The organism is Nonomuraea sp. NPDC046570 (genome assembly GCF_040645915.1).
In the GTDB taxonomy this organism is placed as follows: domain Bacteria; phylum Actinomycetota; class Actinomycetes; order Streptosporangiales; family Streptosporangiaceae; genus Nonomuraea.
In genome coordinates, this window is the sequence record NZ_JBEYZF010000005.1 from 19,550 (window position 1) to 41,668 (window position 22,119).

21 protein-coding genes are annotated in these 22,119 nt (G+C 68.1%); 12 read left to right on the forward strand and 9 right to left on the reverse strand.

Annotation, left to right across the window (positions count from 1 at the left end):
- Positions 1-130: 130 nt before the first annotated feature.
- A complete protein-coding gene (locus tag ABZ911_RS10275; protein WP_358054074.1) occupies positions 131-886 on the reverse strand; it encodes an SDR family oxidoreductase in 756 nt (251 codons plus the stop codon).
- Positions 887-1,185: 299 nt separating this feature from the next.
- Between ABZ911_RS10275 and ABZ911_RS10280 the strand changes: the two genes are divergently transcribed.
- From ABZ911_RS10280 to ABZ911_RS10310, 7 genes are all read left to right on the forward strand, one after another.
- Positions 1,186-2,385 (forward strand): low temperature requirement protein A, encoded by a 1,200-nt coding sequence (locus ABZ911_RS10280; protein WP_358054076.1) that lies wholly within the window; start codon positions 1,186-1,188, stop codon positions 2,383-2,385.
- A 102-nt stretch (positions 2,386-2,487) separates the two neighbouring features.
- The gene (locus ABZ911_RS10285) at positions 2,488-4,218 is read left to right on the forward strand and encodes an FAD-dependent oxidoreductase (RefSeq protein ID WP_358054078.1); all 1,731 of its coding nucleotides are present in this window, start codon (positions 2,488-2,490) and stop codon (positions 4,216-4,218) included.
- 163 nt (positions 4,219-4,381) lie between these two features.
- A complete protein-coding gene (locus tag ABZ911_RS10290) occupies positions 4,382-4,612 on the forward strand; it encodes a hypothetical protein (protein WP_358054079.1) in 231 nt (76 codons plus the stop codon).
- A complete protein-coding gene (locus ABZ911_RS10295) occupies positions 4,605-6,332 on the forward strand; it encodes a ferritin-like domain-containing protein (RefSeq protein ID WP_358054081.1) in 1,728 nt (575 codons plus the stop codon). The genes ABZ911_RS10290 and ABZ911_RS10295 overlap by 8 nt, the downstream gene beginning before the upstream one ends.
- 28 nt (positions 6,333-6,360) lie before the next feature.
- Positions 6,361-7,278, forward strand: a complete 918-nt coding sequence (locus ABZ911_RS10300) for an RNA polymerase sigma-70 factor (protein ID WP_358054083.1) — start codon at positions 6,361-6,363, stop codon at positions 7,276-7,278.
- A gap of 168 nt (positions 7,279-7,446) precedes the next feature.
- The gene (locus tag ABZ911_RS10305; RefSeq protein WP_358054085.1) at positions 7,447-8,124 is read left to right on the forward strand and encodes a hypothetical protein; all 678 of its coding nucleotides are present in this window, start codon (positions 7,447-7,449) and stop codon (positions 8,122-8,124) included.
- Between the two features lie 29 nt (positions 8,125-8,153).
- A complete protein-coding gene (locus tag ABZ911_RS10310) occupies positions 8,154-8,639 on the forward strand; it encodes an Ohr family peroxiredoxin (protein ID WP_358054087.1) in 486 nt (161 codons plus the stop codon).
- 98 nt (positions 8,640-8,737) lie between these two features.
- On the opposite strand, the gene ABZ911_RS10315 is transcribed toward ABZ911_RS10310, so the two are convergent.
- Positions 8,738-9,022, reverse strand: coding sequence for a WhiB family transcriptional regulator (locus ABZ911_RS10315; protein WP_358054089.1), 285 nt, complete (start codon positions 9,020-9,022; stop codon positions 8,738-8,740).
- A 480-nt stretch (positions 9,023-9,502) separates the two neighbouring features.
- Between ABZ911_RS10315 and ABZ911_RS10320 the strand changes: the two genes are divergently transcribed.
- Complete coding sequence (locus ABZ911_RS10320; RefSeq protein ID WP_358054091.1) at positions 9,503-10,267, forward strand: sigma factor-like helix-turn-helix DNA-binding protein; 765 nt, start codon at positions 9,503-9,505, stop codon at positions 10,265-10,267.
- Positions 10,268-10,448: 181 nt separating this feature from the next.
- Here the strand turns inward: ABZ911_RS10320 and ABZ911_RS10325 are convergent, their stop codons facing one another.
- On the reverse strand, positions 10,449-11,216 hold the full coding sequence (locus ABZ911_RS10325; protein ID WP_358054093.1) for an SDR family NAD(P)-dependent oxidoreductase: 768 nt from the start codon (positions 11,214-11,216) through the stop codon (positions 10,449-10,451).
- A gap of 428 nt (positions 11,217-11,644) precedes the next feature.
- Positions 11,645-14,752: an AAA family ATPase gene (locus ABZ911_RS10330; RefSeq protein ID WP_358054095.1), complete on the reverse strand. Its 3,108-nt coding sequence runs from the start codon at positions 14,750-14,752 to the stop codon at positions 11,645-11,647.
- Between the two features lie 148 nt (positions 14,753-14,900).
- Between ABZ911_RS10330 and ABZ911_RS10335 the strand changes: the two genes are divergently transcribed.
- On the forward strand, positions 14,901-15,239 hold the full coding sequence (locus ABZ911_RS10335; protein ID WP_358054097.1) for a hypothetical protein: 339 nt from the start codon (positions 14,901-14,903) through the stop codon (positions 15,237-15,239).
- Between the two features lie 150 nt (positions 15,240-15,389).
- Here ABZ911_RS10335 and ABZ911_RS10340 read toward each other — a convergent pair whose 3' ends face one another.
- The 4 genes from ABZ911_RS10340 to ABZ911_RS10355 all read right to left on the reverse strand — a co-directional run bounded on the left by ABZ911_RS10340 (position 15,390) and on the right by ABZ911_RS10355 (position 18,962).
- The gene (locus tag ABZ911_RS10340; RefSeq protein ID WP_358054099.1) at positions 15,390-16,112 is read right to left on the reverse strand and encodes a GNAT family N-acetyltransferase; all 723 of its coding nucleotides are present in this window, start codon (positions 16,110-16,112) and stop codon (positions 15,390-15,392) included.
- A 128-nt stretch (positions 16,113-16,240) separates the two neighbouring features.
- Positions 16,241-17,302, reverse strand: a complete 1,062-nt coding sequence (locus ABZ911_RS10345; RefSeq protein ID WP_358054101.1) for a GNAT family N-acetyltransferase — start codon at positions 17,300-17,302, stop codon at positions 16,241-16,243.
- A 396-nt stretch (positions 17,303-17,698) separates the two neighbouring features.
- On the reverse strand, positions 17,699-18,229 hold the full coding sequence (locus tag ABZ911_RS10350) for a pyridoxamine 5'-phosphate oxidase family protein (protein WP_358054103.1): 531 nt from the start codon (positions 18,227-18,229) through the stop codon (positions 17,699-17,701).
- 325 nt (positions 18,230-18,554) lie between these two features.
- Positions 18,555-18,962 carry a MerR family transcriptional regulator gene (locus ABZ911_RS10355; RefSeq protein WP_358054105.1) on the reverse strand — a complete coding sequence of 136 codons (408 nt, stop codon included), beginning with the start codon at positions 18,960-18,962 and terminating at the stop codon, positions 18,555-18,557.
- A gap of 49 nt (positions 18,963-19,011) precedes the next feature.
- Between ABZ911_RS10355 and ABZ911_RS10360 the strand changes: the two genes are divergently transcribed.
- The gene (locus ABZ911_RS10360) at positions 19,012-19,896 is read left to right on the forward strand and encodes an NAD(P)-binding domain-containing protein (protein ID WP_358054107.1); all 885 of its coding nucleotides are present in this window, start codon (positions 19,012-19,014) and stop codon (positions 19,894-19,896) included.
- Between the two features lie 23 nt (positions 19,897-19,919).
- Here the strand turns inward: ABZ911_RS10360 and ABZ911_RS10365 are convergent, their stop codons facing one another.
- Positions 19,920-20,369: a helix-turn-helix domain-containing protein gene (locus ABZ911_RS10365; RefSeq protein WP_358054498.1), complete on the reverse strand. Its 450-nt coding sequence runs from the start codon at positions 20,367-20,369 to the stop codon at positions 19,920-19,922.
- A gap of 120 nt (positions 20,370-20,489) precedes the next feature.
- Between ABZ911_RS10365 and ABZ911_RS10370 the strand changes: the two genes are divergently transcribed.
- Together ABZ911_RS10370 and ABZ911_RS10375 are read left to right on the forward strand one after the other, a co-directional pair.
- Positions 20,490-21,215, forward strand: a complete 726-nt coding sequence (locus ABZ911_RS10370) for an SDR family NAD(P)-dependent oxidoreductase (protein WP_358054109.1) — start codon at positions 20,490-20,492, stop codon at positions 21,213-21,215.
- Between the two features lie 188 nt (positions 21,216-21,403).
- Complete coding sequence (locus ABZ911_RS10375; RefSeq protein WP_358054111.1) at positions 21,404-21,907, forward strand: HIT family protein; 504 nt, start codon at positions 21,404-21,406, stop codon at positions 21,905-21,907.
- Positions 21,908-22,119 lie beyond the last annotated feature (212 nt).

Consider the following 22,119-nt stretch of genomic DNA (forward strand, 5'->3'; position numbering starts at 1 on the left):
GTGCGGACGCGGTGGTGCCCGATCGATGTCCACGGTCATCGTGCGCGCCTATGCGGGTCTCCTCCACGAAGGGCACTGCCGTCTTGCACACGGTCGATCTCGACCTGGGCGTGGAACTACCTTGGTTGCTCTATTTGCCGGTGGCGTTCTGGTTGAGCCAGTCGTGGTAGCGGATCGCGCCGAGCATCGCGCCGTCACCCGGTACCAGCGAACGCTCGCTCAGTTCGCTGCCGAAGTAGCGCGCGTGCGGGTCGGTGACGACCTCGCGTGGGTCACCCCAGGCAGCCAGCGCCTTGCGGAAGAACTCATCCATCCGGAGCTGCTCCGGTCCGGCGACCTCGACCCTGCCGTTCAGCGGCGCTCCCACCGCGGTCCGGCCGACCGCCTGGGCCACATCGTCACCCGCGATCGGCTGGAACAGCACAGGCGCCATGTGCACCTTGCCCTCCGCTGTGGCCTCGTCGGCGATGCCACGGGCGAACTCGAAGAACTGCGTCGAGTGCACGAGCGAGAACGAGATGCCCGACTTCTCGATCAGCCGCTCCTGAGCGATCTTCGCCGCGAAGTAGCCGTTGTCCGGCATCCGCTCCGTCCCCACGATCGACACCGCGACGTGGTGACCCACGCCCGCCGCCGCCTCCGCCGCCAGCAGATTTCGCGTGGAGGTCTCGAAGAACTCCATGACGGCGGCCCGCTCGAACGATGGCGAGTTCGACACGTCGACCACCACCTGCGCGCCTGCCAGCACCTCGGCCAGCCCCTCGCCGGTCAGCGTGTTCACGCCGGTGTTCGGCGAGGCCGCCACCGCCTCGTGACCATGCTCGCTCAGCTTGGTCACCAGCTTCGACCCGATCAGCCCCGTTCCGCCAATTACCACGATCTTCACCACAAGCCCCCTTCTGTCCGCCGGGGCACCCATGTGTCACCGGTCGCCAGCTAAGACCAGACAGCCGCCAGGCTTGTGACAACCACCGCGTAATCTCGTCTCGCCGTGGCACCGGGACCTGACGTAGGACGCGGCTGACGGCTGCCCGCCTGGCGGACAACGGACCGCTGTCGGACGACGGTCGGTGCCACGTTGTCACAGATCGCATGGCCGTCCTGTCTTTTGGACGGAGGACCTCGCGGAGCGACAGGAGCTTGACCGTGCCACCAGCCAGGACCACCATCCGGATCCGCGTCCGGATGAACTCACGTCCCATCGACGAGCAGCACCGCGCTTCGAGCCAGCTCGAGCTGCTGTTCGACCTCACATTCGTGGTCGCGGTAGCGGTCGTCACCGCGCAGTTCGCGCACGGCATCGCCGGCGGTCATGGCCTGACCGAGCTGATCCCATTCCTCCAGGTGTTCTTCGCGATCTGGTGGGCGTGGATGAACTTCACCTGGTTCGCCTCGTCCTACGACACCGATGACGTTCCCTACCGGCTGCTGACCATGGTGCAGATGGCCGGCGTGCTGGTGCTCGCCGCGGGAGTGCCCGCCGCGGTCGGCCACTCCGATCTCGGGATCATCACGCTGGGGTACCTCATCATGAGAGTCGGGCTCGTCACGCAGTGGCTGCGGGCCGCGCGCGAAGACCCGGCGAGCCGCCGCACCGGGCTCCGCTACGCCGCCGGCATCGGCCTCGCGCAGGTGGGCTGGCTGCTCCGGCTCGCCCTGGTGGAGACGGGCGTCCTGTCCGCATCCCTTCAGCTGCCGCTCTTCGTCTGCCTGGTCGTGTTGGAGCTGGCGGTGCCGCGGTGGGCGGAGCGGGCCAGGGCCACCAGTTGGCACCCGCACCACATCGCCGAGCGCTATGGCCTGTTCACGATCGTTCTGCTCGGTGAGAGTGTCCTGGCCGCGAGCCGGGGAGTCGAAGGGGCGCTCGAAGCGGGCGAGATCAGCGGTCCCTTCGTCGTCGTCGCCGGATCCGGCCTTGTCCTGTTGTTCGCTCTTTGGTGGCTGTACTTCCTCGTTCAGGCCGGGGAAGGCCTCAGTGACCGGCGCCATCGTTCCTACTGGTGGGGGTACGGCCACTATGGCATCTTCGCCGCCCTGGCTGCCCTCGGCGCCGGGCTCGAAGTGGCGGTGGAGCAGAGCGGGCACCAGGTGGCGGCATCACCGCTGGCAATCGGCTACGCGGTCGCCATCCCGATCGGTGTCTATCTCGCTCTGCTGTCGGCGGTGCAGGCGATGGTCGTCACGGAGCCCGTCATCTCTCCCGCTGCGGTAGTGGGCTGCGTCACCGCCATCGTGCTGCTGCCGCTCGCGGCACCGTGGATCGGTGTGGCCGCCGCGGTCGCGATGATCGCGGCAATCTGCGTCGCGCTGATCGCCGTGACGATCTGGACCGCGGCCGTTGCGACCCGTGCCGGATCGCCGTTCCCAGATTCGGGTGAGCCGTAACGCAGAACGCCAAGCGCCGGCAAAGCGGCGTGGATGTCACAAATCACGCTGCTAGCCGGTCTTGCTTCCGGATTACTTAGTCGATGCGCTCAAAGGAGCATCATGCACGCGCCAGAGAATCGGATCGCCACGTCCGTCCTGGTCATCGGGACGGGAGGGGCCGGGCTGCGGGCGGCCATCGAACTCGCCGAGCGCGGTGTCGGCGTCCTCGCGGTCGGCAAACGACCGAAGGCGGACGCGCACACCTCGCTCGCGGCGGGCGGCATCAACGCGGCGCTCGCCACGATGGACCCGGAGGACACCTGGCAGCAACACGCGGCCGACACCCTCAAGGAGAGCTACCTCCTGGCCAACCCCCAAACGGTGCAAATCGTCACAGAGGGGGCCGCGCGGGGCATTGAAGACCTTCAGCGGTACGGCATGCCGTTCGACCGCCGGCAGGACGGCCGGATCTCCCAGCGCTTCTTCGGCGCCCACACCTATCGGCGCACCGCCTACGCCGGGGACTACACCGGACTCGAGATCCAACGGACCCTGATCAACCGGGCGGCTCAGCTCGATGTCCCCATCCTCGACACGGTGTACATCACCCGGATCCTCGTCCGCGACAACGCGGTCTTCGGCGCGTACGGGTTCGACCTGATCGACGGCAGCCGCTACGTCATCCACGCCGACGCGGTGATCCTGGCCGCCGGTGGCCACACCCGGATCTGGCGACGCACCTCCTCCCGGAGAGACGAGAACACCGGCGACTCCTTCCGCCTCGCCGTACTCGCGGGTTGCCGTATCCGCGACCCCGAACTGGTGCAGTTCCACCCATCCGGTCTCATCGCGCCCGAGAACGCGGCCGGCACCCTTGTCTCCGAAGCGGCACGAGGCGAGGGCGGGATCCTGCGCAACCAGCTCGGCGAACGGTTCATGTCGCGCTACGACCCAGCGCGGATGGAATTGTCGACCAGAGATCGCATCGCGCTGGCCGCCTACACAGAGATCAAGGAAGGTCGTGGAACCCCGAACGGTGGCGTCTGGCTCGATGTGTCACATCTGCCGCGCGAGACGATCATGACGCGGTTGCCGCGCGTCTACCAGACGCTTCTGGAACTGCAGATGCTCGACATCACCAAGGCACCGATCGAGATCGCACCGACCGCCCACTACTCGATGGGCGGCGTCTGGGTACGGCCGGCGGACCACAGCACCGGGGTCGATGGGCTGTACGCGATCGGGGAGGCGGCGAGCGGCCTGCACGGCGCCAACCGCCTCGGCGGCAACTCACTCATCGAGCTCCTCGTCTTCGGCCGCATCGTCGGACAGGCGGCGGCCGAGTACTCCGCGGGCCTCGACGCCCAGCGCCGTTCCGCCGAGGCGCTCCACGGAGCACGTGCCGAGGTGGACGAGCTCCTGGCCGCCGACGGTCCTGAGAACGTGCGGTCGCTGCAGCGAGCGCTCCGCGACATCATGACGGAGCACGCAGGTGTGGTTCGCGACGAAAGCGGCCTGCTGAAGGGACTCGGCGAACTCGCCGCCGTAGAGGCGCGCATCAACGACGTCGGCGTACACCCGGACATCGCCGGATTCCAGGACCTGGCGCACGCCTTCGACCTGAAGTCCGCAACGCTCGCCGCACGCGCGACGATCGAGACCGCACTCGAGCGTCGCGAGACCCGCGGCTGCCACAATCGCTCCGACTACCCCGAACTCGACCCCGCGCTGCAGGTCAACCTCGTGTGGGCCGGGCCCGGATCGGTGGATCGGGAGGCCATCCCGCCGATTCCCGACGAGATCGCGGTGCTCATGCGCGAGGTCTCAACCGTCGGAAAACTCGCCGAGTAAGGAATTTCGCGGGGGTTGTCACAAGTCTGTAGGGCTGCCTTGTCTTAGCTGGCGACCGGGTGGCACATGGGCGCCTTCGCCGCCGGTCAGATCGCCGTGCGGCTGGTCCGCGCGGCCGGGCCGGGCTGCCTGACATCCGGCTCAAACCACCTAGGGAGGAACCATGAGCACGCCGAACGGCGAGAACGAGTTTCTGTATGAGCTCCACGTCGAGGTCGAGGCCGAACTGATCGCGGTCAGGGCAAGCCATCCTGAGGAGGAGATGCGACTGTCGGTCACCGAATGGCTCTTCGACCCGACGGACGCCGAACGCGAGGAAATCGGCCTGCGAGGCCTGCGCGACGCGGTCGAGGCGCTGGAGGACCCATCCCGGCCTGGCGGCGACGTTGCCTGAGGCGCGGATCGACACTCTCGACAGTCTGCGTGAGCACCTGCAGTGGGCGGTCGAGCTGGAGCACGCGACGCTGCCGCCGTACCTGTGCGCGCTGTACTCGCTGGACCCCGGGCGCAACCCCGAGGCCGCCCAGGTGGTGGGCAGTGTCTTCGCCGAGGAGATGCTGCACCTGGCGCTGGCCGCGAACCTGCTCAACGCCGTCGGTGGCCGTCCCCGGCTGGACATGCCGGGGATGCTTCCACCGCACCCCCGGACGCTGCCGCACGGCGACCGCTCCTTGGACCTGTCGCTGGTCCCGTTCGGTCCGGAGGCGCTGGAGATGTTCCTGCGTCTCGAACAGCCCGCGCCGCCGAGCGCTCCGCCGGAGTCCGACGGCTACGAGACGATCGGGCAGTTCTACGCCGCGATCGAACAGGGGCTGCGCCACCTGTGCGACCGGCTCGGCGAGCAGGCGGTCTTCAGCGGCGATCCGGCCCGGCAGGTGAGCGCCGCCCACTTCCGGCACACCGCCGGACGGCTGTTCGCCGTCGAGGATCTGGAGTCCGCGCTGGGGGCGCTGGCGGAGATCGTCGAGCAGGGCGAGGGTACGGCCCGCGGCTCGGTGTGGGACGGTGACCAGGACGTCTTCCACCCCGAACGGGATGAGGTCGCCCATTACTACCGTTTCCAGGAACTGAAGCTCGGCCGCCGCTATCAGCGTGGCGACACCCCGGAGTCCGGGCCCACAGGGGAGAAGATCTCCGTAGATCTCGCCGGCGTCCACCCGATGAGGCGCAACCCGCGACTGGCCGACCACGCCCAGGACAGCGCGATCCGCATAGCGCAGGAAGAGTTCAACCACACCTACTGCGCCATCCTGCATCTGCTGGAGCAGGCGTTCAACGGCAGCCCGAAGCTGCTCGCGGTCGCCACCGGCACCATGTACGCGCTCAAAGCCCAAGCTCGGGCCCTGATGCGGATGCCTGACGGCGAGGGCACGACAGCCGGCCCCACCTTCGAGTACGTCGCACCTGAACGGCGCCGGTGGAGCGTCGGCGATCGGCAGCGGATCGTCGTCCTGCCCGACGGCCCGTACGTGGTGTACGGCGGCGTCCCGCTCCGGCGGAAGCGCAAGATCGTTTCCGCCGAGAACGACGCGCTGACCTGGAAGACCGGCGAGCCGCTGGATACCGAGGAGACCTACGCGCTGTGCCGCTGCGGCCACTCCGGCTCCAAGCCCTTCTGCGACGGAACCCACGCCCTGATCGGGTTCGACGGTACGGAGAGCACGGAGATGCGGCCCTACAAGGAGCTGCAGCACGTGCACGACGGGGTGGGCATCTCGGCCCAGCGGGTGGGGGAGCTGTGCATCCATGCCGCCTTCTGCCTCGGGCGAACCAGGCCGATCGCCGCGATGCTCGCCGACACCGGCGACAGCGACGTGCGCTCCACCATCATGGGCCGGATCGACCACTGCCCTTCCGGCTCGTACAGCTACGCCCGCGAACGCGGCGGCGAGCCGATAGAGCCCGACCTTCCGCAGGCCATCTCGGTCCTGGAGGAGGAGGACGGACTGGCCAGCGCGCTGTGGGTCACCGGCGGAGTGCCGGTCCTGCGAGCGGACGGCCGGCCGCTGGAGACCCGCAACCGGATGACGCTGTGCCGCTGCGGCCACTCCGGCAACAAACCGCTGTGCGACGGCACCCATCGGGAGATCGGCTTCCGCGAGGAAACGCCATGATGCCAACACTGCGAAGGCGCAGGTAGACATGCATGCGGAATCCCTGGAACAGGCGGACGCACTCGAGCAGGCCGCGTATGCGTTCATCGAGTTGCGGCCACGCCTGTTCGGCATCGCCTACCGGATGCTCGGCAGCGCGGCCGAAGCCGAGGACATCGTGCAAGAGGTCTGGTTGCGCTGGCAGGACACCGACCGCGCGACCATCGAGAACCCGCCGGCCTTCCTGGCGTTGATCACCACCCGCCTGGCCATCAACTTCGCCCAGTCCGCCCGCGTCCGCCGAGAGGCGTACGTCGGGCCGTGGCTGCCCGAACCCGTGGACACCAGTATCGACCCCGCCGTGGGCGCCGAACGCGGTGAAGCACTCGAACTCGCCCTGCTCCTCCTGCTCGAAAGGCTCACCCCCACCGAGCGGGCCGCCTACGTCCTGCGCGAGGCCTTCAGCTACCCCTATCCGCAGATCGCGGAGATCCTCCAGCTCAGCCCGGTCAACGTCAGGCAACTCGTGAGCCGTGCTCGCAAACACCTGACCGCCGTCCGCCGCGAGCCCATCGACAAGGTCGAGCACCGGCGTCTGCTGAAGGCATTCCTTGACGCCGCGCAGAGAGGGAACATCGCCGCCCTCGAAAACCTCTTCGCCGCTGATGTCGTCAGCTCCTCCGACGGCGGTGGCCTCAGAGGGGCGGCGCGCTTCCCCGTGCGGGGCGGCAACCGGGTGGCGAGGTTCATGGCAGCGTTCGCGCCCCGGTTCTGGTCGGACGACACCATCACGTGGGTCGAGATGAACGGGCGCGCCGGCGTGCTCGTCCCCCGAGGGCGCGCCGGTGTCACGCTGCTCGCCATCGAGGCGTCGCCGGACGGGATCCATCACCTCATGTGGACGGTCAATCCGGTCAAGATAGAGGCGTTCGAACGGTCACGCACACGAGCAAGCCACCTCGTCTAGCAATGGTGTCACACCCCGAAGGGCTACCCGGTCTTACCTGCCGACACCGAAGGAAACAGAGGAAATCGTGCGGACCACCCCGTTGGCCGACGGACATGCCGGCCCTTCCACCCCAGTCTGGAAACAGGAGCAGCGACACCGCTCTTTCTGCTGCGAAAGCGGCAGACCTTGACCGGGGCGGGCGCCGAGTCGCTGGCGGAGATGCTCGACGAACGGCAGCATCTGCTCGAGATCGCCTTGTGGATGTTCGGCTCGGAAGTCACGGCGGACCACGTCGTCCAAGAGACCTACCGCCGCTGGTACGCCCTCGACGATGAGGATCGCGCAGGTATCGCAGTGCCCCGCGCCTGGCTGACGCGAACCGCCGGAAGCATCTGTCTGCACCTTCTGGCCGCCCCGAGCCGAACCCCGGCTGGCCCGACGCGCCTGCCCGAGCCCGTCGTCGACCTGGCACAGCACCACGTCAGGTTCAGCCAGGCGATGCTCGCCAGACACGACCGTGTCGCCCGCCGGTTCGCCGTGGCCTGCCAGACGGGCGACACGTCGGCGCTGCGGACTGTCCTGGCCGCCGACGCGATCGTCGTGAGCGATGGTGGCGGCAAGGTGCGCGCCGCCGTACACCCGACCTACGGCGCGGACGCGGTCGCCCGGCTCGTGGAGGCTCTGCTGATCGGTCAACCCGGCACAGAGGTGGTCGCCGGTTCCGTGAACGGTCGGACCGGTCTGGTACTGCGCCGGGAGGGCCAGGCCGTGGCGGTGGTCAGCGTGAGCGTCGCCGGAGCCGAGGTCACTGCCGTGTGGATAGTGCTGAATCCCGACAAATTGCAGGGCTGGCACCGCCCATGACCAACCTCCCCACGCTGAAAGGGATATCGGTGAACGACCCGATCTTGTCCACGGACCACGACTACAGCGGCTCCGCGTTCAAGCCGCTCTACACGACGCGCGTCGCAGTGACAGGCGGCAGCTCCGCCCACGGCCGGGCCACCGGCCAGGCCCGCTCCGCCGATGGCGCCCTCTCCCTCGAACTGCGGATGCCCGAGGAGTTGGGCGGTGACAATCCCGGCCCGAACCCCGAACAGCTCTTCGCCGCCGGATACGCCGCGTGCTTCCATGGCGCGCTCAGCCTGCTGGCCCGACGGCATCTCCTCGACCCCGAATCGATCACGGTGGACGCGACGGTCGCCTTCGGCCGCGATCCCGCCGACGGCGGCTACCAGCTACGCGCCGACCTCGTCGTGACCTGGCCCGGAGTCGAACGCGAGACGGTCGGCCCGCTGCTCGCCCAGGCGACCGCACTGTGTCCGTACGCGAAGATGACCCGCCAGGGCATTCCCGCGAGCATCAGCTTCGCCCCCTGAACAGGCATACGCCCCGGTCGTAGGTGATCACCCGGTGGGCTCGTACGGACAACCCGCGTGATCTTCGACATCGCATGAATGCCTGAGTCGGGTCGACGTCATGTCCTGGTTCGGCGGGCGGCACCCTCAGGTGAGGGCGCGGAGCGGATGCGGCGGCGCTCGTCCGGGGTGGTACCGCCCCACATGCCGTCCGGTTCGCCGGTTTCGACGGCCCACTCCAGACAGGGCAGGCGTACCGGGCAGCCCAGGCAGACGCGCCGGGCCACGGCAGTGTGCGGAGCAGTCCGGCCGTCCCAGGTGAGTGGGAAGAACAGGGCGGGATCGCTGTTCCTGCAGGCCCCGCGGTCCGCCCAGCGCAGGGTCGGTCTCGTTTCGATGTCCATGGTCGCCACCTGAGTATTCGATGCGCGGGCAACCGGCCCGCCCATGACTGCAGGGCGGGCCGGTCATTCCCGGTTGTCAGCGGGTACGGCGGTCGGCGTCGACGATGGTGTCGGCGATGGCGGTCGGACGGCTGATCGCGATCGCGTGCGACGCTCTTGACCACCCGGGATCCGATGAGGCCGGTCCTACCTTCATTTCCTAGCCTTCAGCAACGCGTCCGCGGTGCTCGCTGCCGCGGCCGGAACCACCATCACGGCGTCGACCGCCTCGGCGGACAGCATGATCACGGGGGTCAGCCCCTGAATGCGGCACGCTGGCTGTCGGCTCCCGCCGGGACCTCAGTGAGCGAAGCGGCTCGTGCTACGCCCCGGTGTACCCACCACGGGCCCCAGTGGTCCGGACCAGGGTACCGACCAGGCTCTCCCCAGGGCGCGATGGAGGGGCCCAAGAAGCGACCGTGATCACAGTGGCATCGCCGGATGCTGGGTGCGAACGGAGCCGAGATCGTGACCATGAACCTGTTGAAGTCGCACCGAGACCATGCGGAGCAGGCCGATGACCGGTCGATCAGAGGATGGGACGGAGCTGCTTCGGTGTTCGTCAGCGCCGCGCCCCGGCTCCTCGCGATCGGTCTGCGCGTCCTGCAAGACGTGGGCGAAGCCGAGGACGTGGTGCAGGAGACGTGGCTGCGATGGGCCCGCGCCGACCGCTCGGTCGTCATCAGCCCGCCCGCCTTCCTTGCGCTGACCACCACCAGGCTCGCCATCAACGTCGCCCAATCCGCCCGCAGGCGCCACGAGACCTCCGCCGGCCCCTGGCTTCCCGAGACGACGGACCGCTCTGTCAGCCCCGAGACGGCAGCCGAACGATGCGAGGCGGTCGACACCGCGATCCGGCTGCTGCTGGAGAGACTGACCTCCGCCGAACGAGCGGTTTATCTCCTACGCATAGCCTTCGACTACCCCTACCGCCGGATCTCCGAGATCCTCCACCTGGGCGAAGACCACGCGCGGCAACTCGTTCGACGCGCCCGCGACCACCTCGCCACCGAGCGACGCCACCCGGTGAGCACCACCACGCACCGGCGCCTCGTACGGACGTTCCTCGCCGCCGCGCAGACCGGCGATCTCGCCGAACTGGAAGACCTGCTCGCCGCCGACCTCGGCCCGCCAGGTCGTCCGGCCATCAGGGCCAGGCTTGTCGATGGTGATCGCGCAGGTGCAGTGGTACTGAGCTCGCGGTAGCAGCCTGTCGCCAGGCGTCGACGCGGCGTAGTTGCTGCTTATCCGTCTCGTTTCGGTAGGGGATGGGTGTTCACGGTTGCGGCGGAGCGCCGTTGTCCGGTCGGTCCTCAGCGGTGCCGGCGATGAGATGATCGACGTCGCCGACACTGGCCTTCGTAGACTCGCGCTCGAGTAGGCGCGGCTACCATGTTTGGTCGCCGGCACGAACCAGCATCTCGTTGACGGCGACCCGCCGCTCTCGCGTGACGATGTAGCTGATCGCGTCCGCGATGTCCTCTGGCCGCAGCGCTTCGATTCCGTCGATCTGTCGGCGGGCCGTGTCCCGGGTGGTGTCGCTGAGGTGGTTCACCAGTTCGGTGTCCACGGTGCCGGGCTCCACCACGCTGACCCGGACGCGTTCGCTGAGCAGTTCCTGGCGAAGCGATTCGGTGAACGCGTTCAGGCCGCACTTGGTCAGGCCGTAGACGCTGCTCCCCGGTCGGGCGACTCGCCCGGCCGTCGAGCTGACGTTCACCAGATCCGCCACCTGCCGCGGGGATGTCGACGCCGCGTAGATCAGGTGCGGGATGGCAGCGTGCGTGACGTGCAGCAGCGCCGCCACGTTGAGCGAGATCATCCGATCCCACTCCTCGATGGTGGTGTGCAGCGCCGAGTTGAGCAGCATGATCCCGGCGTTGTTGACCAGGATGTCCAGGCGCCCGAACCGATCCAGCGCGTCATGCACCATGTCGTCGGCGCGTTCGGGCTCGGTGATGTCGGCCTCCAACGCGACCGCCTCTCCGCCCAGCTTCGCGATGTCGCTCGCGACCTGGTCCAGGCGGTTGCGGCGGCGGGCGACCAGGGCGACCGCCGCGCCCTCGCGGGCGAGGCGGCGCGCGGTCGCGGCGCCGATTCCGCTGCTGGCGCCGGTGACGAGCGCGACGGCTCCGTCTAGCGGCCGGTCGTACATGACTGCCTCATTCCCTCGGGTCGAGGACGACGCGGAAGCGGGCGTCGCCGCGGATCATTTGCTGATAGGCCTTGGGCGCCACGCCGGCCGAACCCCGGCACCAGCGGCGACCGCTCCTCCTGTGCTCGGACGAAATGCCAGACACGACGAGACTCGCGCAGCTGGGTGCCGGGTCGCACCAGGGAGTCTCACTGGTCAACCGGGGCCAGGGAAGGCCACCGGTGCGAGCGGCCGCCCGTCGCCCCGATTCTGGACGGGCAGACAGCTTAGGAGGCACGACATGGCGCCGGTCGACCACAGGCCGGTCAGCTGGGGGCGGCACTGCCTGCCATCACGGCGAACGCGCCCTCGAGCTCGCCCTGCGCCTGATGACCAACACGGCACTTACCAGGGCGTCGACGGCGGCCGGCAGCTCATTCCCCGAACCTTCATGGACTCGTACTCGCCGCGCGGGACAGGGCGTCGCCGAGCTGCCTTCGGGAGCTGATTCCGAGTTTGGTGAAGATCTTGCGGAGGTGCCACTCGACCGTACGCGGGCTCAGGAAGAGACGAGCCCCGACCTCCGGGTTGGAGAGGCCGTCCCGCACGAGCAGGGCGATCTGTTTCTCCTGCGCCGTCAACTCGTCACTCGTCGAGGCCTCGTTCTTGCGCTTGCGGACGGTCTCGCCCGTGGCGAGAAGCTCGCGGCGGGCACGCTCGGCGAACGCCTCCATCCCGATCGACACGAACATCTCGTACGCGGTACGCAGGTGAGCCCGCGCCTCGGCCCGCTGACGGTCCCGGCGCAACCACTCGCCGTACAGCAGGTGAGCGCGCGCCAGTTCGGGGCGCAGGAGCGTCCTGCCCAGCCGCTCGATCGCCTCGCGGTAGAGGTCGTCCGCGGTGGCGTCGTCGCTCAGTAGTGCGCGGCAGCGAGCCAGGATTCCCTGGGCCCAGTCCGTGTCGCACGGTTCTGCCGCATCCGCCAAACCTTCGAGCGCCCCGCGGGCGGCCGTGTCGTCTCCGACGCGCGCCGCCGCCTCGACGAGCTCGGGCAGCGCCCATTGGGAGACGATCAGGTTGGCGCTCCGGGTGGTGGCCTGGGCCGCCGGTAGCGCGAGCCCATAGCGGGCGAGGCCGTTGTAGAGGACCGCGGCCGCCCAGTGGGCGGACGCGACGCCGTTCAACTGACCACCGGCACCGGCCTCCTCGATCGTAGCGGCGATCAGCGCCGCGGCCTCGGCCTCCTTACCCTGCATTGCCGTCAGCAGGAGCTGGGTGTGCTGCGTCATGGGCACGCCCGTCGCATCGGCGACGGCTTCGGATTGGGCGACGAGCGTGGCCGCTGCAGCGAATTCACCGCTCAACACGATCGGTAGTCCTAAGGCGTGGAGATAGATCGGAAGCTCGGACAGGGCAGCGGCCGTGCGCACCTCCTCGATCACCCTGACGGGCCACTCGGCCATGATCCGGTCCTCCCAGACGAGCGCGGTCAAGCCACCGGCCGCCCAACCCCATTTCAGGAGGTCCTGCAGGGGGGCGTCGGTGAGCGCGATCACCGCCCTTCGCAACGTGGGAAGCGCGGCGCTCCGGCCGTCGGTGATGAGCAGCGCGTAGCCCTCGAGCACGAGATCAAGGGCACGCGGACTACCTTCAGGAGAGGGGAGTTCCCTCATCGCCCGGGAGATGGCCATGAGGCTGTCCCGGTTTCCGGCCCCGAACGATGCGGAACCCCAGGCGATAAGGTACGTCTCCCGCGCCAGGTCCATGTCGAAGGGCTCCAGCCGCTGCGCGGCTGTCAGCAACATCAGCGGCGCGTCGTTGTTGAAGCCGGCCGCGAACGTGATGTGACCGCGTGCCAGGTGGGCTCGCACGCGTTGGAACTCGCTCTGGGCATCCCGGTCGGCGATGTCGACGAATCGGCGCGCGGCTTCGATGTCGCCCGCCCGAAGGCTGGCGTCCGCCGCCGTCAAGGCACGTTCGGCGCGCTGCGAGGTGTCGATGGTTAGTGCCACGGATCGCTGCAGGAACGCCGCTGCGGCGGCCAGCCCACCGCGCGCCTGTGCCCGGCCGGCAGACCGTTCAAGTTCGGCGGCGACGCTCTCATCGGGCGCGGCCGTCGCGGAGGCGAGGTGCCAGGCACGGCGGTCCGGGTCGACCTGGGCGTCGGTGACCTCCGCCAACGCGAGATGGACTGCCCGGCGATCCCCCTCCTTCGCCGACCCGTACACAGCCGACCGCACGAGCGGGTGACGGAAGATCACCCGTACGTCGAACTCCAGCAGTCCGTCCGTCCCGCTCGCCAGGACCGTCGCCGGCGTGACGCCGAGCCGTTCGGCGGCACGCCACACCAACGAGGGGTCGCCGACCGGCTCGGCGGCGGCGATCAGTAGGAGCAACCGGGTCTGCTCGGGCAAGCCTTCGATCCGGGCCAGGAAGCTCTGCTCGATCCGGCCCGGCAGCGTGTCGGCGCCCAGGAGGCCGAATCCGCCCGTCATCTGGGTCACGGCCAGCTCACGCGGTAGCTCCAGCAAGGCAAGCGGGTTGCCCCTGGTCTCGGCCACGAACCGATCGCGGATGTGTTGATCGATCCGGACGTGCGTCACCGAGCTCAGCAGAGCGTGTGCGTCTGCGGCCTTCAGCCCGGTGACCTCCAGCTCCGGTAGTCCGAGCAAGTCCTGAGCCCGCCGGCGAGAGCCGAAGACGAGGGCGACCGACTCCGCCAGCAGCCGCCGGGCGACGAAGCCGAGGACCTGCGCCGAGGCCCGGTCCATCCACTGCGCGTCGTCGACCACACAGAGCAGGGGACCCCCCTCCGAGGCGTCCGACAGCAGACTCAGTACCGCCAGCCCGACCAGGAAGCGGTCGGGCGGCGTTCCCCCTCGCATCCCGAACACCGTCTCAAGCGCATCACGCTGCGGCGCGGGAAGGTTCTCCAGCCGATCCAGCAGCGGCGCACATAACTGATGCAATGTGGCGAAAGCCAGTTCCATCTCGGACTCGACACCGACCGCGCGCAGCACCCGCATGCCGGTCGCCGAGTTCTCCGCGTACTCCAGCAGTGCCGACTTTCCGACTCCCGGCGCGCCGTGCACCACGAGCACGCGACTCTCCCTCATGCGGACGGCCGCGATCATCTGATCGAGGAGAGCGCACTCCGACCCCCGCCCGAGCAGCCCGACGTTCTGACCGTGCCCGGCGCTCCGCCTACGTTGGTCCACGGTCCCCCGCCTTTTGTCCCAATTGCACGACTCTGAATACACCCAAGACACACACCAGGCCAAGTTTCCGGACCCGGGCTGTCGGTACGGAGCTGTCATGCGTTGCAGCAGGACGAACACGCCGAGCAGGGGCAGGCCGGCGACGATGAAGGGCCAGTGGCCTGACAGGCCGTAGGTCAGGGCGACCAGCCCGCCGGTGACCGTTACCGCGCCGGGTAGGTCGAGCCGCCCGCCCTGTGGCGGGGAGGGGCGGACCATGAGCCAGGTGGACACCAGCGCAACGGGGACCTTCACGTAGAAGATCGAGCGCCAGCCGTACAGGCCGGTGTGTGTCACCAACCTGATGGCCAAGTACACCTAAAGCCCGCCGCGCCTACGAGACAGAAGCCACGGGGCTAACAAGCCCATTCCCTTACTGATAGTAGTGGCTTAATTACTCTGCGTGTATGGTCGGTGTCCGGTCACAGCCAAAAAGGAGAAAGACATGAGCGCAGCAAGGTGGACAAGTCGGACGGTCAGGAAGGCTCTCACGATCGGCGCGTTCGCGGCCGCCCTTGCCGGCGCCGCACCGGCGACCGCCGCCACCACCGCCCCGCACAACGCGCCGACGATGCTGGCGGGCGAAGTCATCGTCTGCAGTGAGGTGTCCGCGGAACTGCCCACCGTCTTCGGACGCGACTGCAGTACCGGAACCTGGGGCCCGCTGTCCGACTTCACCATCGTCGACCGCGGCACCAGGGCCGCCTACCGGTGCGCGACCGGCTGGGCCGAAGGCAGCCTGTGGGTGAACGGCCAAGGCTGCCGGAGGATCCCTACCCCCTGACCGGTCAACGGCCTAGGACCAGCGGAGACCTTTAGGTTCACGTGGACGATGGGCGGGGTGCCCGGGGCCGTTAGTGGCGGTCCTGGGCACGTTCACTTCTGCACGACCGGCTTGTCCAGGTCGCGGTCTGTCGTATCTGGGTCGTGCCCCCTACACGGCCGAGTCCGGCGAGACGATGTCCCAGGTCCCGAATCGGGTCAGGCCGGCCGATCCGGCCGCGGCAACCGAGGCGTGGTTGTCGAGTTGGCAGCGGTACTGCGGCTCGTGTCCCCGTGCGAGGGCGTGCCGGGAGATCGCGCGCACGAGGCGCCGGGCGTGGCCCTTGCCCCGGTACGGCGCGAGCGTCAGCACGCCGAGGTCGGCCAGCGGCGCATCGTCCCACGGGTACATGCTCGCCACGCACACCAGCCGCCCGTCTTCGAACGCGCCGTAGACCGCCCAGTGGTCCAGTTCGACGGAGGCGTCGTCGCGATCCTGTTCCGACGCCGCTTCCTCGAACTGCCCGAACACGCCGGCGTCGGCCACGGTGAGCGGGCGGATCGAGGGGGCGTCCGGTTCGCCGAGCAACGTCTCCCGGGCCTCGTCGGTGAAGTAGAACAGGTTGTCGGCTCCGTGCAACGAGATGCCTGACTTCTCCAGCCGCTGCCGGAAGCCCGCCTCGTCGAACGGCTGCCCGTCTTCCAGGCCCATCGTCTCGGCGACCGCCGGGGTGAGCAGAACGCGCGTCTTTCCGTCGGTCGTCGTGAGGACGGTGAGCCGTTCGTCCTCGTCGAGGGCGGCGTCGGCGAAAACGCTGAAGGCGTCGTCACCGTAGAGGAGCCGACTCGTCGGGGAGGGGGTCAGCCAGAAGTCGGTGATGGCGGAAGGGAACATATCGGGTGCTTTCTACTCGTCGTGGTCAGGCGGCTGGGTGATGTGCCGCAGGTTGTAGGGCCGGACGCCTCGGTGAGGCGTTGCCGGCGCGGGTAGCGGCCGGCCGGGTGGGCTGGGCCCGGGGGAGGTCAGAAGCGCTTGACGAGACTGACCGTGCGGTCGGTGACGGTGAAGTCGAGGCTCTGGTACAGGCCGACGGCGCCGGTGGGGCTCTCGGCGTCGACGTTGAGTACGGCGTGCTCCAGCCCGTCGGCCCGCAGCGCCCGCAGCACGTGGGCCAGCAGTGTGCGGGCCAGCCCCTGTCCTCGCGCCTCCCGCCGTACACCGACGGTCGTGATGTAACCGAACGGGCCGCCGCGCAGCGGCCACTCCTCCTGCGCCACGTCGACGAAGACGAAGCCGACGACGCGTTCGCCATCGTGTGTGCCGGGGGTGACGGCGAGTAGGGACAGGTCCGGGCGGAATGCTTCCAGGCGGTTACCGGAGGCCCACTCGGCGGCGGTAACCGGCTGGGAACCCCAGTGGTCGCGGAAGGCGTCGTTCAGCGCGAACCTGGCTCGCTCCTGCCATTCCTCTCCATAGGGCACAAGCCGCACCCCGGGGACGGACGGCGGCTCGGCGACCGGCGCCTTGAGGTCGCGCTCCAGCTCCAGCCACCACCGGGCGCGCTCGTAGCCGTGTGCTTCCAGGAGCCGGATGGCAGAGGTGGCGTGGTCGTGCGCGCTCGAGACGAGCCACCCGGGCAGGGCTGCGTCGCAGGCCGCGAGATGCTGAAGCCCCCGGGCCTCCTGCCACGCCAGCAGGGCTCTGCCGATGCCTTCACGACGCCGGTCCGGGGCCACTGTTCCGTCGAGCTCGACCTGGACGATCGTCTCGTGGCTCGCTGGGGCCGCAGCCGAGCCGTAGGCGACGGCCCGCCCGGCGGCGTCGACGGCGATCACCGCGTCGCGCTCGGGGTCGAAGGTCGCGCTCTTGAACTCCTCCTCCAGCTCGTCCCTCATCACCAGCCAGCGCGGATGGTCGACCTGTCCGGCGGCACGCTTCAGGTCGAGGATCAGGCCGATGTCGGCGGCGGTGACAGGTCTCCAGGTGAGCCGGTCGCCGGCCGTGGGCAGCGCGATGGTCGACGGAGCGGTCACCCGGTCGCGCAGTGCGCGGAGTTCGGGGGTGTGATGTGCTGTCCCGCTCACGGGAGGATCCTTTCTCGACGCCGACTGCGCCTGCTTCGGGACTGCTGTGACGGCGGTCCGACAGGGGAGCGGGCCTGGGTGGGCTCGCCTCACGCAGGGAACTGCGCTGTGCGGTCACCGCCTCAGCCACACTCAGTCCGTTCAGACTTCGCTCGTTTCTGGTCCGACCGTATCGATTGAGAACTGCGGAAAGAAACTGATTTAAGCTCGGCGTGGTGGTACCGGCAGCGGTAGCAGGCGATCGCCGCTCTCCTGCGAAAAGGAGATCCACAGCTAAGTACGCCCGAGGCCGCGTGTGCTGTTCCCGCTGGCCCCGGGCCTGACGGCTCGTTAGCGAGGTGGCCCAGTCGGCTCGGACACAGGGGACACGGTCCCGCTAAGGACCTGTGCTGCGGATCAGGACTGGGACGCCGCAGTGAGCTTCGCGATATCGGGGGCGTAGACGGTCATCCAGTGCGGATGCAGCCGGTAGTAGACCACGTCGTTGTCCCAGTCGAAGGAGTCGTCGCCGTAGAAGTCCTTGAAGTACGCGAGCAGGTACGGCCAGTCTGCGGCCGGCTCGCCGTCGTGGGGGTTGAGGATCTCCACCTTGCCGTGCGTGAACACGCCCAGGTCCTCACCGCGCATGTGCGCGGCGCTGACGGCGGTCCGGGCGGCGAGATGGCGGGCCTTGGCGGCGCCGCGCGCCGTGCCGAAGTGCCACTTTCCGTGCAGGAAGTGCCCGTCCACACCGCTGATCCGCGGCTCGCCCTTCGCCGTCACGGTGGACAGGGCGAGGGTGCACATGCCGGTGAGGACCTGGGCGAGCTGCTCTGCGGTCAGTGTGCGCTCGCTGTTGATGATCGAACGGAGGTGCGAGGTGGAGCGGGACAGGGAGGCGTCGAGGAGGGCCTGGAGCTCTTCGAGCTCTTCTGGCGTTTCACGCATTGAGAGGTCCTTATCTATCCATGGGGCCCGGCCCACGTCCGCCATCGACGCCGACCGGTGAAACCATGCTCAACCCAAAACCCGACACCTTGTGTCGTATTTCTCCACCCGCCTTGCGGACCACACCGGGCGCCACACACGGCCCCGGCCGTACACCACCTACCGCCACCTCGACAAGGACAAGGGCAACCCAATCCTCGCCAGCGCCGCCTCTTCAGGGACGACCTGATCGACGCTCTCGTCCTGTACGCCGGCCAGCACGCGTACCGCGGCGTTGCCGCCAGCCCGTTGGCACTGCTCAGGCCGTAGCCAGCACCCCGGCAGCTCAGGCGGGGACGGGCTCCTGGTCAGCATCGTCAAAGGGAGAATAGCTCTCGCTGCCCATTCGATCGGCCGCATCAATGTAGTCGGCAAGAGCGTCGCGGGATTGAGCGAGCCTGTCCATCTGATCGTCCAGTCGCTGCAGCCGTGACCGCATCGCGGCCAGCAACTCGGGGCACCCGGGCAGCTCCGGGGCCTCTCCGACCGCACAGGGCAGCAGGTACGCGATGTCCTCAGAGGACAAACCGGCACCAAGCAGGTGCCGGATCTGCTTCACCCGCAGCACGGCGTTCTCGCCGTACTCGCGGTAACCGTTCGCGCCGCGGTCTGCCTCCAGCAGGCCCTGGGCCTCGTAGTAGCGCAACTGATGGGCGTTGACGCCCGCCCGACGACTCAGTTCCCCGATCCGCATCGAAACCTCACTTGACCTTCACACCGGTATCAACGTTGACGATGGTGCCATGAACAACAAAGCCGATACACCCGTGACAGTCATCGGACTCGGACTGATGGGCCAGGCACTCGCCGGCGCGTTCCTGAAAGCCGGGCATCCCACAACCGTGTGGAACCGTACGATCTCCAAGGCCGACCAACTGGTGGCCGAGGGTGCACGGCTGGCGCCAACGGTTGGCGACGCGCTCAAGGCAGGTTCCCTGACGATCATCTGCGTCACCGACTACCAGGCCATGCACGAGCTGCTCGGCGCGAGCGACATCGAGCTGGACGGCACGATGTTGATCAATCTGACCTCGGGCGACTCGGCCCAGGCCCGGGAAGCCGCCCAATGGGCCGAGCAGCGCGGCGCCCATTATCTGGACGGCGCCATCATGGCGATCCCGCCGGCGATCGGGACCGCCGAGGCGGTGATTCTGCACAGCGGGCCCCAGTCGGACTTCGAGGCACACAAGTCAACCCTCGACGCGCTCGGCACCGTCACCTACCTTGGTGCGGACCACGGGCTGGCATCCCTGTACGACGTGGCCGGCCTAGCCATGATGTGGAGCGTCCTGAACGCCTGGCTCCAGGGCACTGCCCTGCTCAGGACGGCCGGTGTCGACGCCGCAACGTATGCGCCGTTTGCGCAGCAGATCGCTGCCGGTGTGGCCGAATGGCTGCCTGGGTACGCCGAGCAGATCGACAGCGGCTCCTTCCCGGCCGAGGTGTCGGCCCTGGAGACCGACGCGCGGGCGATGGCACACCTGATCGAGGAGAGCGAGGCGGTGGGTGTCAACGCCGAACTGCCCAAGTTGATCAAGGCGATGGCCGACCGCTCGATCGCCGCCGGCCACGGTGGGGAGCAGTATCCCGTGCTGATCGAAGAGTTCGGCAAACCCCACAACGACTGACCGATCCCGACACCGGGATCTACCTACCCAGCAGTGCTGGATCGCGATGGGTGAGTGGCGTCGTACCGGACTCGGTTGGTGTTGATCTCGAGCCGGTGAGTGGTGGCCCACTCGCTCAGGGCGACGACGGAGTCCAGCAGTGTCGTCCCGAGTTCGGTGAGCGCGTAGTCCACTCGTGGGGGGACGCTGGGGTAAAGGGTGCGGGTCAGTAGGCCGTCGCGTTCGAGCTGCCGCACTGTCAGGGTGAGCATGCGCTGGGATATGCCGGTGACGGCGCGGTTCAGCTCGCCGAAGCGCAGGGTGCGGTCGCGGAGCTGCCCGATGACCAGGATGCTCCACTTGTCGCCGATCAGCGCGAGGATCTGCAGCACCTGCCGACAGATGTCCTCCTCCGACTCATGATCGTCGGTGTTCGTCGGTGAGGGCCGGGCGGAGTCGCGATGCTCCGAGGCTGGAGAGATGTCCCCGCGCATTGCCAAGAGTTACCTCCGTGTGCGTGACCGACATGAATGTGCCGTCTTGCCACCGATCGTAGTGACAAATCATGCTGCTACGAACAAACAGTAAGTCTCACTGATTGGAGAGGATCTGTCGTGGCGAAGACGCTCGTTGTTGTCGGTGCTGGCCCGGGGCTCGGGATGGGAGTGGCTCGCGCGTTCGGGCTCCATGGTTTCCAGGTGGGGCTGATCGCCCGCACCAGCGACAAGCTGGACACTCTCGTCGGCGAGTTGTCCGAGCTGGGCGTCGCCGCTGCCGCGTTTCCCGCCGACATCCGTGATCGTGACGCGCTCACCAAAGCCCTCGCCGCGGCGAGGGACGGGCTGGGACCGATCGACGTGCTCGAATTCAGTCCCAGCCCGACCGGGTCGATCACGCACGCCGCGCAGACCACGGTCGCCTCAGCCGCCGCGCAGTTCGAACTGAATGTCTTGGGTGCGGTGACGGCTGTGGGTCAGGTACTGCCGGACATGCGTGCTAGAGGAGACGGCACGGTGCTGCTCACCACAGGCGTCTCCTCGACGATCCCCGCGCCGTTTCTGGCGAACGTCGGTATGGCCATGGCCGGTCTGCGGAACTGGGCGCACGCCCTGCACGCCGAACTCAAGCCTGAGGGGGTCTACGTGGGTACGGTGACGATCGCCTCTGGCGTCGTTCCCGGCGGCGGCGAGGCCGACCCCGACGCCATCGGCGCCCGCTACTACCGCATGTACCAGCAGCGGGATCGCGTCGAACAGGTCATCGGTGACCTGGACGCGTTCCAAGCCCTCGTCGCCCAGCGGACAGCATCTGCGGCAGTCGCGAGCCAGCAATGTCGATGACAAGTAGCAGCACTCTCCGCGCTGAAGACAGCTCCACCGCGGGCGTCTTCTCGGATGGGTCGGTTAAGCGATCAGGTCTTGAGAAGCGTCTCTGAACCACCGGCCTCCTGGTGGATCTTGGCCTGTGCTGACCCACGACTCTAGGATGATCAGCTACTTGAAGATCAAGCGTTCCACAAGAGGTGATCATGACGGGCTCGATCCGGCGCGTGCCGTTCGACCTGGAGAGTTACAGCCATCGCTCCCAGACAGGGCCGTGCTTCATCTGTGGGATTGTCAATCATGATCCCAGTCAGCCCGAAGAAATCGTCTACGACGATGGCACACACATCGGGTTTCTCGCGCGCTTCGCCGCACTGCCTGGGTATGTCCTCGTAGCTCCCAAACGCCACATCGAGCACGTAGTCCGAGATCTTGACGTGGATCAGTTCATCGACGTGATGCATGTGGTGCGTCGTGTCGCTCTCGCCTTGGAAGCAAGCGTGCCATGCGAGCGGACCTATCTACTGTCCTTGGGTAGTCAGCAGGGAAACGCCCATCTGCACTGGCACATCGCCGCTCTGCCTCCCGGGGTCCCATACGAACAGCAGCAATACCACGCGCTCATGGCCGAGAACGGCATCATCGAGCACACACCTGAGGAAGCCGCCGCCCTGGCCGCGAAGATCAGGCATGCCCTGAACGCCCAGTAATAGGCGGGCATTACTGATTGGTCTACCCACGGGAACTACGGCACAACGACCGGGCGTACCTGCAGATCGTCGACTCTGTCGGTCTGAAGTCGACGCCGGAAGAGGTCCTGGCAGGAAGATCAGCGGACGGCATCGTCGGCAGATGGCCAAAACCTGTAACCGAGTGGACGAGCCAGCGAGAATGGGATCATCCATGGTGTGCTGCGGGCATC